The following is a 13,330-nucleotide window of genomic DNA, read 5'->3' on the forward strand; positions in this document are numbered from 1 at the left end:
AGATAGATCGCCAGCGTGCGTCCAGTAGGACGCTCGGCGATCTAGGTGCCGCAGAAGGTCGCGAGCACGCGCTCATGGGCGGCCGGCGGCAAGGCATAGTTCTCGCGCCCCGGCTGCTCCTCATAGGGCTTCGCCAGAACGGAAAGCAGTTCCTCGAAGGGCTTAAGGTCGTCCCGCTCCTCGGCGGCCTGGATCACCGCCTCGATACGGTGGTTTCGGGGGATGAAGAGCGGATTGACGGCGCGCATCGCCGCCCGCTGCGTCTCGGCCGCGCGTGGCTCCTTCTGCAGCCGCTGGCGCCAGCGGCTTTCCCAGCCATCGAATTCGGCGGGGTGCTCGAACAGGTCACGGCAGCCCTCGCCATCGGCGAGAGCCGTGGCGTCCTGGCCCAGCCGTCGGAAGGTCAGCGTGAAGTCGGCCTTCCCGCGCTGCATCGTTTCCAGCAGCGTCCTGATCAGCTCGATGTCCTCAGGTTCTTCCATGGTGAGCCCGAGCTTGCGGCGAAAGCCGGCGACGAGCCCGCTCTGGAACTGGGGCTCGAAGCGGTCGAGCGCCGCCTGAGCGATCGGAATCGCCTGATCGACATCCTCAGCCAGCAGGGGCAGCAGCGCCTCGGCGAGGCGGGTCAGGTTCCAGCGCGCGATCGCCGGCTGGTTGCCATAGGCGTAGCGGCCATGCTCGTCGATCGAGCTGAACACCGTGCCAGCGTCATAGCTGTCCATGAAGGCGCACGGCCCGTAATCGATGGTCTCGCCGGCGATCGACATGTTGTCGGTGTTCATGACGCCGTGGATGAAGCCGGTCAGCAGCCATTGCCCGACGAGGGCGGCCTGCGCTGCGATGACGGCTTCGAGCAGGCAAAGATAGGGCGCATCGCTGCCGGCGCAATCCGGATAGTGTCGGGCGATCGCGTGGTCCGCGAGCACGCGCAATCCCTCGCTATCGCTGCGCGCCGCGAAGAACTGGAAGGTGCCGATCCTGATATGGCTGGCGGCGACGCGCGTCAGGATGGCGCCGGGCAGCATCCGCTCCCGCCTGACCCAATCGCCCGTCCGCACCGCGGCGAGCGCCCGCGTCGTCGGGATGCCGAGCGCCGCCATCGCTTCGCCGACGATGTACTCGCGCAGAACCGGCCCGAGCGCGGCCCGGCCGTCTCCCCGGCGCGAGAACGGGGTCTGGCCCGCGCCCTTGAGCTGGATGTCGCGGCGGCCGCCCGCGCGGTCGATCACCTCGCCGAGCAGGATGGCGCGGCCGTCGCCGAGCTGCGGGTTGAATCCGCCGAACTGGTGACCGGCATAGGCGGTGGCGATCGGCGTCGCCCCCTCGACGAGGTTGTTGCCGGCGAGCGTCGCAATGCCCTGTGGGCTGCTCAGCCAGGCCGGATCGAGGCCGAGCTCCGTCGCCAGCGCCTCGTTGAGCCTGATGAGGCGCGGCGCGCTGACTGCCGTCGGCTCGACCTGCGCGAAAAAGCGCGGGGGGAGTCGCGCATAGGAGTTGTCGAAAGCGATCCTGCTCATCGCTCGTAGATAGGCCGGGCTGACGGCTTCGCAAAGGGACGGCGCCCGCGCGCCGCCTGCGCTTTCCGCTGGCAAGAAAAAGGCCGCCCTGACGGGCGGCCCTCGATCTTGCTGGTCCGGAAGGAGAGGGCGCTTACTCGAAGCGCCCGCTGGCATGGGCCAGCATGGTGTAGACCTTGCCGGTCTCCGAGGTCAGGTAGGTCTTGGCCACCATCGAGTCGCGGTCATCCTTGGCCGCCTCGCCGAGCAGGCGCTCGAACTCCTCGATATAGCGGTCGACGGTCTCCTTGAACTCGGCGTCGCGGCGATACTTGCGCCGGATCTCGTCGAAAGTCTGCTGGCCCTGCAGGGTGTAGAGCCGGCGCGTGAAGACGTTGCGCTCGCCGCGCTTGTAGCGATCCCAAAGCTCGACGGCGGCGTCATGGTCGATCATCCGGGCGATGTCGACCGAGAGCGAGTCGAGCTTCTCGATGCTGTGGGCGGTCGGCTTGGACGCTTCCGGCGCCCGCTCGTCGCGCGAGGCGCGGTTGAGCAGATCGGAGAGCCAGCCCGACTTGGCCGGGGCTGCCTCCGGCTGCCGGCGGGCGGTTTCCGTCCGCACCGCGTCCTGACGGGCCGGCTCGGCCGCCGGCGCGCGGGCGGGCTCGGCTCGGGTCGGCTCCGGCGTCGGGTCGATCGAGGCGCGCAGCGGCTCCATCAGTGCAGGCATGCGCGGGCTGGGCACCGCAACCGAGGCTTGCGCCGGGGCGCTCGCCTGGAAGCTGGCCGCGCGCCGGCTGCCATTCTCGGCTGCCGGGCGTGCGACATCGCTGCTGCGGCCCGAGCGGGTGACGATCTCAGTCAGCTCGTTGAGCGCCTTGATCTGGTCGGCGACGACCCGGCGCATTGCCGCGGTCGATTCCTGCGTCTCGCGCGGCAGGTCGAGCACGCCGCGCTTCAGCTCGGAACGCGTCGCCTCGAGCTCCTTCTGGATCTCCGCCGACATGCCGCGCATGTCCTCGGCCGCGCTCTGGAAGCGCTCCGTGACCTTGGCGATCTCGGTGCCGACCTCGCTGACCACCTGCTCATAGGAGGAGCGGAGGGCCTGCGTGATGCGCTCGCGCTCGCGGCCGCTGGCGGCGCGGATCGTGTCGAACTGCGCGGCGATCGCGTTGGTCGTGGCCTCTGCGGACTCGCTGAGCACGCCGCCGATCTCGCGGGTGCGGCCTTCCGCGGCACTGAGCGAAGCATCCAGCGTCGACGAGAAGGAGCGGGTGATCTGCTCGATATCGTCGGTGCGGGTGGCGATCAGCCCGTGCAGATGCTCGAGCGCCTCCTTGCGGTCGGCCAGCGCATTGCCGACGCGGGCCTCGACCTGCTCGAGACGGGCCGCGACCGAGTTCAGCGCCGCGGCATTGGTCTGCGTCGCCTCCGTCATCGAGGAGCCCTGCTCGTCGATCCGGGAGATCAGGGCCGTGGTCTCACGCAGCGTACCTTCCGAGAAGCCCTTAAGCGCCTCGATCTGGCTTGCGACCTGCATCGAGGCGCGGCCGGTCTCCTCGACCACGGTCGAGAGCACGTTCTGCAGCTCCTCGACACGCCCGGACAGGCTGCCTTCGATCGCGACCAGGTTCTTGTTCGCCCCGGTGACGATCTGCTGCATCAGCTTGTTCGCCTCGCCGAGGCGGCCGAGCATGCCGCCGAGCTCGGTGCGCAGCTGCTCATTGGTCTGGAGCAGGGCCTCGACCGACTGGCTGGTGCCGCTCTCGAGCGTCTCGCGCAGCTGGCTCGACGCGGTTTCGAGCGCGCCGGTGATGTCCGCGCCACGCTCGCGCAGCCCCTCAATGATCGAGGTGCCGCGGCTGGTGAGGCTCCGCACCACCGCTTCGCCGACATTCGCGACCTCGCCGGCGATTGCCTCGCCCTTCTGGCTGAGCGCTTCGATCATGCCGCCGCCGGTCTGGTCGAACAGCGCACGCAGCTCCGCGGTACGGGAGCCGAGAGCCGTCGCGAGCTCGCCGGACTTCATTTCGAGCGTCTGCGCGATCTGCGCACCACGCTGGTCGAGCGTGGCGATCACGCCGCCGCCCTTCTCGTCGAAGAGGGCGCGCAGTTCCTCGGTACTGGCGCCGAGCACGGCGGCGATCTCGTCCGACTTGCTCTGCAGGGTGTGGGCGATCATCGAGCCGCGCTGGCCGAGGGCGCTGACGGCGCTTCCGCCCTTCTCATCGAACAGGGCCAACAGCTGCTCGTTGCTGGCGCCGAGCGCGGCGGCGATCTCATCCGACTTGCTCTGCAGGGTCTGGGCGATCATCGAGCCGCGCTGGCCGAGGGCGCTGATCACGCCGTTGCCCTTCTCGTCGAACAGGACTCGCAGCTGCTCGCTGCTGGCGCCGAGCGCGGCAGCGATCTCGTCCGACTTGCTCTGCAAGGTGAGGGCGATCTGCGAGCCGTGCTGGCCGAGCGCGTTGATCATGCCGCTGCCCTTGTCGTCGAACAGGGCGCGCAGCTCCTCGGCGCGGGCGCCGAGCGTGAGCGATATGGCCTCGGAGGTGCCCTGGAGCCGCTCGGCGATCTCGGTGCCGCGCGAATCCAGCGTGCCGGAGACGCTGTCGAGCCGGTCGACCACACGCTCCTCGAAGCGCGCGACGCTCTGGTCGAGCGTGTCGGCGATCTGCAGGGCGCGCCCGCCCAGCGTCGCATTGATGCTGTCGGCCTTGTCGGCGAGCGTGCGCGTCAGCGCCTCGCTCTTCGAGGTTACGACCTCGCCGATCTCGTCGGCCTTGGCCGCCAGAGCGCGGGTGACCTCGCGCCCGCCCTCGGCCATGACGCGGGCGATGTCGACGGTGCGCTCGACCAGCGCCTCGTTGAGCGCCGTGGCGCGCGAGCCGAGATTGCCGTCGATGCGGTCGATGAGCCCGTCGAGCGAGGTCGCGATCTCGGCGCTCTTGGCGCTGGAACGCTCCTCGAAGATGCGGATCTGGTTCTCCATCGCCGCGGCCGCTTCCTGCGTCCGCGTGCTCATGATCTCGGCCGCGTGCTGCGAGCGCTCGCCGATGCGTTCCGCCAGGGCTTGGCCTTCCTCGCCGAGCAGCTTCTCGACCTGGCCGAGGCGCAGCGTCACCGAGTCGGTGAAGGAGCGGGCATCGTTGGCGATCTTCGAGGCCAGCGTGCCGCCGCGGGTGACGACGATCTCCTCGAGCGCGCCGAGGCGGGCGCCGATCGAAGCCTCGATCTCGCGGCCCTGGACGTCGAAGAGGCGGGTGAACGCGTCATGGCGCCCGGCCAGCAACTCGTTGAGCGCCTGCGAGCGAACATCGACCGAGCGCATCAGCGACTCGGCGTTCGCGGCCAGAGCCTCGTTGACGCGCCCGCCCTGTTGGGTCAGCGCGATCACCACGTCCTTGCCGGTCGCGGCGAGCAGGCTGCTCGCCTGATCGGCCTGGGTGGTGAAGGTCTCGCGCAGCGCGATCGTCGCGTCGCTGACGCGGTCGGCGACATGGCGGCCATCGACGTTGATCGTCTCGGCGAGCTTGCGGGCGGCATCGCCCAGGCGCTCGCTCTGCTCGCCGAGCAGGCCATGGACCTCGCGGCCGGTCGTGGTCAGGTCGGCGATAAGGGCCTCGCGCTGCGCGCCGATCAGGCCGTGAACCTCGCGCCCGGTGGCGGTGAGGCCGGCGATGATGCTCTCGCGCTGGCTGCCCAGCGTGCCGGCGACCTCGTCGCCGGTCTGCGTCAGGCGTGCGATGAAGGCTGCCTGCTGGTCGTCGAACACTGCGCGGGCGCTGTCGCTCGCCGCATTGATGCGGGCCGCGATCGCCTCGCCCTGGTCGCCGAGACGGTCGTGCAGGGACTGGCCGGCATTGGCGAGCTGGCTGATCAGCGCACCGCTGCGCTCGGCGAGCAGGCCGTGCACCGAGCGGCCGACATCGGCGACGCGGGTGACAAGGGCCTGGCTCTGGCCGGTGAGCAACTCCTGCATGTCCTGGCCGGTGGCGACGACGCGGCCGCTCAGGGCCTCGCTTTCCGCGATCAACAGGTTGCGCACGCCCGAGCCGGCCTCTGCCAGCTGCAGGATCAGATTCTCGCGCTGCTCGCCGATCGCAGCCTGGACGTCGGCGCCGACCTCGGAGAGGCGCGCCACAAGGCTCTCGCCGCGCTCGCCGAGCGCGCTCTGGACCTCGCGGCCGACATCCGACAGGCGCGACACCAGTCCGCCGCCGCGCTCCTCGATCGCGGTTTCGACCTCGCGGGTGACGTCGGCAAGGCGCGAGACCAGACCATCGCCCCGGGCGCCTATGGCATTCTCGATCTCGCCGGTGACCTCGGCGAGGCGGGAAACCAGACCGTCGCCGCGGGCACCGATGGAATTCTCGACCTCGCGGGTGACTTCCGCCAGGCGCGCGGCCAAGCCTTCGCCACGGGCGCCGAGGGCGTTCTCGACCTCGCGCGAGGCGTCGGCGAGGCGGGCGACCAGCCCGTCGCCGCGGGCACCGATCGTGTCCTCGACCTCGCGGGCGACGTTGGCGAGGCTGCTGACCAGCCCACCACCGCGCTGATCGATCGCGGCCTCGACATCGCGGGTAACTTCGGCGAGGCGGGCGACGAGACCGTCGCCGCGCGCGCCGATCGTGTCCTCGACCTCGCGGGTGACGTTGGCGAGGCTGCTGACCAGCCCGCCGCCGCGCTGATCGATCGCCGCCTCGACGTCGCGGGTGACTTCGGAGAGGCGGGCGACGAGACCGTCGCCGCGGGCGCCGATCGCCTCCTCGACTTCGCGGGTGACGTTGGCGAGGCGCGCGACGAGGCCGTCGCCGCGCTCGCCGAGAGCCTCCTGCATGCCCTTGCCGACTTCGGACAGGCGCTCGATCAGCGTATCGCCCTGGCTGCCGATGGCGCCGCGGACGTCATGGCCGATATCGGAGAGGCGGGTGACGAGGCTGCCGGCCTCTTCGGAGAACAGGCTGTGCACGGTCGCGCCGACGGCGGAGATGCGGGCGGTGAGTTCCTCGCCGCGTTCGCCGATCAGCGTGTTGAGACCCTTTCCGGCTTCGTCGAAGCGCAGGATGATCGAGTCGCTCTGCTCGCGCAGCAGCCCGTCTACGGTCTGCACCGTCTCGGTCAGCCGCTCGACCAGCGTTTCGCCCTGCTTGCCGAGCAGGCTGTGGACGGTGTCGCCAGCCTCCTGGATGCGCGAGGCGACGAGTTCGTTCTGCTTGCTGAGCAGCACATGCACGCCGCGGCCGACCTCGGCCAAGCGTGTGGTGACGCTCTCGCCCTCGTCCGAGATGGTGGTGCGCAGCGTCTCGCCGGTCTCAGCCAGGCGCGCGGTCAGGTTGCTGCTCTGCTCGTCGATCAGCCCGACAAGGGTGCGACCGCTCTGCTCGAAGCGCTCGGCCACGGTGGTGCCGCGCTGGGAGATCTCCTGCGCCAGCGTCTCGCCGGTGGTGCGCAGCGTTTCGTTGACGGTCTCGGCCCGGTTGGCGAGCGTCTCGGCAACCTGCGCGCCTGTCTCGCTGATGGCGCGGGTGACGTCGCGGGCGCCGGCGGTGAGGCCCTCGGTCAGTACCGCGCCGGTGCGCTCCAGCGAGCTCGCGATCTCCTGGACCCGGCTGTCGATCAGGCCGGTGACGCTGTGGCTGGCGCCGGTCAGGCGCTCGCCGACCTCGCTCGAGGTGACCTGCAGGCGCTCGACCAGCTCGTTGCCGCGGCCGCTGATCTCGTCGACCATGCGCTCACCGGCGCGGCCGAGCGCCAGCGTGATCTGGTCGCCCTTGTCGCTCAGCGTCACCGTGACGCGTTCGCCGGCCTGCGCGACCGCCTCGGCGATCGAGCGGCTGGCGGTTTCGAGGTCCTTGCTGATGTTCTCATGGGCGCCGCTGATGGCGAACTTGACCCGCTCGGCATTGCCGACGACGGATTCGCGCTGCGTCACCAGCTCGTCGATGAGCGAGCGCAGCCGGATTTCGTTGTCGGCATAGGCGCGCTCCAGCGTCGCGATCTCGCCGCGCACGATGGTCTCGAGCTCGCCGGCCCGCGCCACGGCGCGTTCGATGCCGTCGCCCATGGCGGCGACCTCGCGGCGGATGGTCTGGCTCAGCGAGAGCACGGAATCGGTGGCGACGATCTCGGGCTCGGCCAGACGCAGCGCGACCTCGGTCATCGCCCGCGAGACGAGGCGCATTTCCTGGGTGCGGCGATAGAGCGCCGCCAGGACGAAGAAGAAGACGACCGGCGCGCCGGCGCCGAGCGTGAGCAGGGCCCATTGCCCCGGGCCGAAGGCGGCGATGCCGGGCGGCAGGCCCTCGGTGAAGGAGCCGTAGCGGCTGACCAGCGTGAAGCCGACGCCGCCGAGCCAGGCGAGGGAGGCGAGGGCGGCGAGCCAGTAGGGCCTGCCGGAGGGGCGGGCGGAGAAAGCCTGGACGAGCGAGCTGGAATCGCGGCGGTCGTCATTGGCGACGCGGCTGGTGTCGGGGGCGATGGCCGGGCGCGGCGGCGGCGCGGGCTCGGCGGCCTCGGACTTGAGCGGTGCGGCCTCGACGCGCGGCAATTCGACCTTGAGGTCGCCCCCGGCAGCGGAGGGCAGCTTCAGCTCGGGACTGTCCGCGGTGTCGTCGCCCTTGGGCTGGTCCAGCCTCAGCGCTTCCTCGATCGCCGACATGGCGGCCTCGGTCGGATCCTGGAGCTTGTTCTGCCGGGTCATGAATGCCGCCTCGCTACGCTACTGGCGATGGACGTGTCGTCACACGCCGCACGACGAAAACCGGCCGCCTCAAGCCGAGATCCCGCAAGCGACACGACGCCCATCGTTTACTGTCTCGAAGCGTAGTTGAGGCAAGGACTGAATGAAACCAGTTTCCCTCGCCGATTCACAAACGTCGTTAACGCCTCATTCACCATGATGGCGCTTCCTAAGGGGTCACGAGACCGCGCCCGGCACGCGGTCTCGGACCTGAAAGTCGAGTACCACAATGAGCAATACAGCCATCGATCTCGAGCATCTCGCCCGCCAGACGGGCGGCGATATCGCGCTGGAGCGCGAACTGCTCGTCCTCTTCTCCCAGCAATGCGCCCGCCATCTGCGCACCATCCATGGCAGCGCCGACGATAACGCCAGGCGCGACGCCGCCCACACGCTGAAAGGTGCCGCCCGGGCGATCGGCGCCTGGCAGGTCGCCGATGCGGCCGACCTGATCGAGCAGCAGCTCGCCGCGCCGGGCTCGCATCCCCAGGAGGCGAGCATGGATGCGTTGACGCTGGCGGCGGCAGAGGCCCGTGCGGCGATTGCGCGCTTCGACTGCGCTGCCTGAAATCGCCGTTTCGCCCGCTTTCGAAATCCTCTAGAGACGATTTGGCTCGCGGCTGCCCGCGGGCCTCAATCCCATTTGCGGGCGATTGACGTGGCGCGTCTCCAGGACCGCGCCTGGCTTCGCCCGGACAGGTCAAGCCGCTAAGCCGCCAGGATGGCGTGCCGGAGTTCACCATGCCGCAGATCACGTTCATCGATGCCCAGGGTACCAGCCGCACGGTGGAAGGCGAGGTCGGCTCGACGGTGATGGAGGTCGCGGTCCGCAACGGCGTGCCGGGCATCGAGGCCGAATGCGGCGGAGCCTGCGCCTGCGCAACCTGCCATGTCTATGTCGATGATGCCTGGCTCGCGGCGACCGGCCAGGCCGAGCCGATGGAGGAGGACATGCTCGACTTCGCCTTCGACGTGCGCCCAGGCTCGCGCCTGTCCTGCCAGATCCGCGTCCGCGACGAGCTCGACGGCCTGATCGTCCGCACGCCGGCCCGGCAGGGCTGAGCGGCGGGCGGCCTATTCGGCCGCGGCGGGTGCCGTCGGCGCGAGCGTCGTCTCGTGCCCGGCCTTCGGATGGCGCGGCACCAGCAGCGACAGGGTGAGAGAGCCCGTGGCTACCGCCGCCCCGATATAGAAGACCAGCGCCGGATCGCGCAGCCAGATCAGGCCGAAGGTGATCGGCAGGAACACCGCCGCGATGTGGTTGATCGTGAAGGCGACCGCCGAGGTCGGCGCGATGTCGGCTGGGTCGGCGATCTTCTGGAAATAGGTGCGCTGGGCCAGGACCAGTGTGAAGAAGACGCCGTCGATGACGAAGAGCGCGCCTGCCACCAGCGCGCCCCAGGCGCCGAATTGGCCATGGCTCGCCAGCGCATAGCCGACGAACACCGCGATCAGTGAGATGTTCTCGAGCTGGATCGTGGCGCGCTCGCCGATCCGGCCGACCAGGCTGCCGAGCAGCGGCCCGGCGAAGGCGTTGATGCCATAAGTCGCGAGCAGCAGGGTCGCCGTCGCCGCGACGTCGTAGCCAAAGCGCTCGACCAGCAGGAAGCCGCCAAAGGCCATGAAGATCTGGCGCCGCGCGCCCGACATGAAGGTCAGCGCGTAATAAAGCCAGTAGCGCTTGCGGAGCACAAAACCCTTGTTCTGCGGCACCGCGCCCTGGAAGCGCGGGAACAGCGCCATTGCGACGATGGTGAGAGCGATGGTGACGACGCCGGCGCCGAGGAAGACAGTGGCATAGCTCGGCTGCAGCGTTCGCCAGATCAGCGCGATCGAGCCGAAGGCGAGCAATTGCGCGATCGCCGAGGCCCCGGCGATCCTGCCGAGCAGGCGCGGCGCCTCCGATTTCGGCAGCAGCTGCAATTGCAGGGATTGCTGGGCCGTCTCGTAATAGTGGAAGCCGATCGACATGATCGTCGTCGTCAGCAAGAGCCCGCCGAGGCTCGGATAGAAGCCGGTGAGCGCGACGCCGAGACCCAGCGTCAGCAGGCTCAGATAGGCCAGCATCTGCTCGCGCATGATCCAGAACAGGATGATCGCGGTGAAGGCCAGGAAACCCGGGATTTCGCGCACCGACTGCAGGATGCCGATGTCCTGACCGGTGAAGCCCGCCGCTTCCTTGGCGAAATTGTTCAGCAGCGCGCTCCAGCTCGCGTAGCCGAACCAGTTGACGAAGGCGAGCACCATCAGGAAGCTGGTCGGAGAGGCGAGGAGCCCGGTCAGCCGGCGAGGAGGGGAGGCTTCGGGCATCGGCGCATCCGGACAGGAGAATGCCACCATGGGGCGGCCTCCGCCGGACTGTTAAACCCATGCCGATCCACGTCAAATTCCGCGGCATCATGACGACCATGCGTGACGCCGGTTGATCGAGCGCAACGACCGGGAATCCGCCCGGTGCCAGAATCCATCCCAGTCGAGCACAGCGAGGAGAATGCGATGTACAAATCGATTCTGGTTCCGGTCGATCTCGCCGAAGCGGATTTGGCAGCCCCGGCCATCGCGGCGGCGGAATCCTTCGCGACAGCCTCGGACGGTACGGTGCGGCTGGTCTATGTCCGGTCGCTGGTGCCGATCACCTACATGGAGTTCGTCCCGGCCGATTTCGACGCCGGTCAGCAAAACGAGGCCGAGCAGCAGCTCGCCGAGATCGCCGCCAAGGTGAAGCTGCCGAGCGAACGCGTTTCAGCCAAGGTGCTGGTCGGTTCGGTCCATGGCGAAGTGCTGGCGGAGGCCGATGCCAGCGGCGCTGATCTGATCGTGATCGGCTCGCATGAGCCCGGCATGCTCGCCTATGTCATCGGCTCGAACGCCTCGACCATCGTCAGGCGCGCCAAGTGCTCGGTGCTGGTGGTGCGGTAGGGCGCGTACCCTTTCGCAGGAGAACAGCGGTCATCCCGGACAAGCCGCGAAGCGGCGTAGATCCGGTATCCATCGACGGGCACTGGAGCCTGATGATGGATCTCGGGCCGAGCTTCGCTCGCCCAGGATGACGAGATCGGCGCACCCGACGTGAATTGCTCGGGCATGGCCCGAGGTCCTCAGCTCTGTTTGCCTCCGGGTACCAGCGCGTCCGGCACTTCGCCGCATGACAGCTCGCTGGGGCGATTGAGCTTGACCATGGGCCAGACCTGCCAGAACGAGGCGGCGCCGAGCAGGATTCCGAGGAAACCGGCCGTGGTCGCCTCCGTCTGGAAGGCGCGCAGGGTGAACCAGGTCAGCATGACCAGCGAAAGCCCACCGACCACCGTCAGCGCCAGCCAAAGCGGAAAGGGCTTGCCGGCGACGAAGCGGGCCTTCGGGTTCGCCCGCGCGATCGCGGCCGATAGCGCGGTGACGAAGGCGTGGTAGCGCGCATCGTCGCGGTCGATATCGGTCAGCGAGCGCCAGGACAGGTTCCCGAAGGTGATACTCTTGCCGTCGGTGAGCCGCAGCTGCGTGCGATAGCTTTTCGACGTGACGTTGCTCGGTGCATAGAAGAAGCGCACCTGCTCGACCGCCGACAGCCTGACCCGGTCGACCTTGCGGGTGCTGTCGATCTCCAGCACGTCGCCGTCGAGGCGATAGGCGAGCTCGAAGCCGATCGGCTTGGGGCGTTGGCGCCAGGAGGGCGGGGGGGCGTCGTCGTCAACTTGCATGGCGCGAAGCTCTAGCCGTCATTTGCGGGCTGAGCAAAGCGCAGACACGAGAATCTCCCGGAGGAGACGCCCGAGCCAGCGAATTACCGCGTCAGCGCCTTCATCGCACCGTCAAGCCCGTCCAGCGTCAGCGGGAACATCCGCCCGCCCATCAGCCCGCCGATCTGAAGGATCGACTGGGTGTAGCTCCACAGATGCTGCTGCACCGGATTGAGCCAGACGGATTTCTGGAAGCGCTCGGTCAGCCGCCGCATCCAGACCTCGCCGGGCTCCTCGTTCCAGTGCTCGACCGAGCCGCCCGGCATGGCGATCTCATAGGGGCTCATCGACGCGTCCCCGACGAAGACCAGTCGGTAGTCGGGCGGATAGGTGCGCAGAATGTCGAAGGTCGGGATGACCTGGTCGTGCCGGCGCCGATTCTCCTTCCAGACCCGCTCATAAGGGCAGTTGTGGAAATAGAAATGCTCGAAATGCTTGAACTCGGCCCGGGCCGCCGAGAACAGCTCCTCGGCGAGCTCGATATGCCAGTCCATTGAGCCGCCGACATCGAGGAAGAGCAGGACCTTCACGGCGTTGTGCCGCTCGGGCCTGAGCTTGACGTCGAGATAGCCGTGCTTGGCGGTCTCCGAGATCGTCTCGTCGAGATCGAGTTCCTCGGCGGCGCCGGTGCGGGCGAATTTGCGCAGGCGGCGCAGCGCGATCCTTAAGTTGCGGACGCCGAGTTCGCGGGTGTCGTCGAAATCCTTGAACTCGCGCTTGTCCCAGACCTTCACCGCCCGGAAATTGCGGTTCTTGTCCTGGCCGATGCGCACGCCTTCGGGATTGTAGCCATAGGCGCCATAGGGCGAGGTGCCGGCGGTGCCGATCCATTTCGAGCCGCCCTGGTGGCGGCCCTTCTGCTCGGCGAGGCGCTGCTTGAGCGTTTCGAGCAGCTTGTCCCAGCCGAGAGCATCGAGCTGGGCCTTTTCCTCCTCGGTCAGGAACTTCTCGGCGAGCTTGCGCAGCCATTCCTCGGGAATGCCGGCCTGCTCGAAGGCCTCGCCAAGCGTCTCCATGCCCTTGAATACGTGGGCGAAGACCCGGTCGAAGCGGTCGAGATGGCGCTCGTCCTTGACGAGGCAGGTGCGGGCGAGATGGTAGAACTCGTCGACGCGGTGCTCGGCGAGGTCGGCTTCGACCCCCTCAAGCAGGGCAAGGTATTCCCGCAGCGTGACGGGCACCTTGGCGGCGCGCAGATCGGTGAAGAGGCGTAGGAACATCGCGCTACTGTGGGCAGCGCGGCGGCGCGGTCAAGGCCGAGCCGATTGTGCTGGCGGTATTCCAGTGCGCCTCAGGCGGCTCATGGCGAAAGCACGCATCGCGCCTTTCGCCATGAGCCAGCCATCGGCTAGCACATG

At 68.6% G+C, this 13,330-nt stretch carries 8 protein-coding genes; 3 read left to right on the forward strand and 5 right to left on the reverse strand.

Annotated features, from left to right (window positions below; all coding sequences use genetic code 11):
* Positions 1–41: 41 nt before the first annotated feature.
* Both DK26_RS04255 and DK26_RS04260 read right to left on the reverse strand, forming a co-directional pair.
* A complete protein-coding gene (locus DK26_RS04255; RefSeq protein WP_066468582.1) occupies positions 42–1,517 on the reverse strand; it encodes a protein adenylyltransferase SelO in 1,476 nt (491 codons plus the stop codon).
* A gap of 133 nt (positions 1,518–1,650) precedes the next feature.
* Positions 1,651–8,199: a hypothetical protein gene (locus DK26_RS04260; protein WP_066468584.1), complete on the reverse strand. Its 6,549-nt coding sequence runs from the start codon at positions 8,197–8,199 to the stop codon at positions 1,651–1,653.
* A 268-nt stretch (positions 8,200–8,467) separates the two neighbouring features.
* Here DK26_RS04260 and DK26_RS04265 point away from each other — a divergent pair, with 268 nt between their 5' ends.
* Positions 8,468–8,806 (forward strand): Hpt domain-containing protein, encoded by a 339-nt coding sequence (locus DK26_RS04265; protein ID WP_066468585.1) that lies wholly within the window; start codon positions 8,468–8,470, stop codon positions 8,804–8,806.
* Between the two features lie 173 nt (positions 8,807–8,979).
* Positions 8,980–9,300 carry a 2Fe-2S iron-sulfur cluster-binding protein gene (locus tag DK26_RS04270; RefSeq protein ID WP_066468820.1) on the forward strand — a complete coding sequence of 107 codons (321 nt, stop codon included), beginning with the start codon at positions 8,980–8,982 and terminating at the stop codon, positions 9,298–9,300.
* A 12-nt stretch (positions 9,301–9,312) separates the two neighbouring features.
* Here DK26_RS04270 and DK26_RS04275 read toward each other — a convergent pair whose 3' ends face one another.
* Complete coding sequence (locus DK26_RS04275) at positions 9,313–10,548, reverse strand: MFS transporter (protein ID WP_066468822.1); 1,236 nt, start codon at positions 10,546–10,548, stop codon at positions 9,313–9,315.
* Positions 10,549–10,734: 186 nt separating this feature from the next.
* Between DK26_RS04275 and DK26_RS04280 the strand changes: the two genes are divergently transcribed.
* Positions 10,735–11,157 (forward strand): universal stress protein, encoded by a 423-nt coding sequence (locus DK26_RS04280; protein WP_066468586.1) that lies wholly within the window; start codon positions 10,735–10,737, stop codon positions 11,155–11,157.
* A 179-nt stretch (positions 11,158–11,336) separates the two neighbouring features.
* On the opposite strand, the gene DK26_RS04285 is transcribed toward DK26_RS04280, so the two are convergent.
* Both DK26_RS04285 and DK26_RS04290 read right to left on the reverse strand, forming a co-directional pair.
* Positions 11,337–11,933: a hypothetical protein gene (locus DK26_RS04285; protein ID WP_066468587.1), complete on the reverse strand. Its 597-nt coding sequence runs from the start codon at positions 11,931–11,933 to the stop codon at positions 11,337–11,339.
* Between the two features lie 83 nt (positions 11,934–12,016).
* Positions 12,017–13,192 carry a VWA domain-containing protein gene (locus DK26_RS04290; RefSeq protein ID WP_066468589.1) on the reverse strand — a complete coding sequence of 392 codons (1,176 nt, stop codon included), beginning with the start codon at positions 13,190–13,192 and terminating at the stop codon, positions 12,017–12,019.
* Positions 13,193–13,330: the final 138 nt, after the last annotated feature.

The sequence above is a fragment of the Allobosea sp. WAO genome, assembly GCF_001509835.1.
In the GTDB taxonomy this organism is placed as follows: Bacteria; Pseudomonadota; Alphaproteobacteria; order Rhizobiales; family Beijerinckiaceae; genus Allobosea.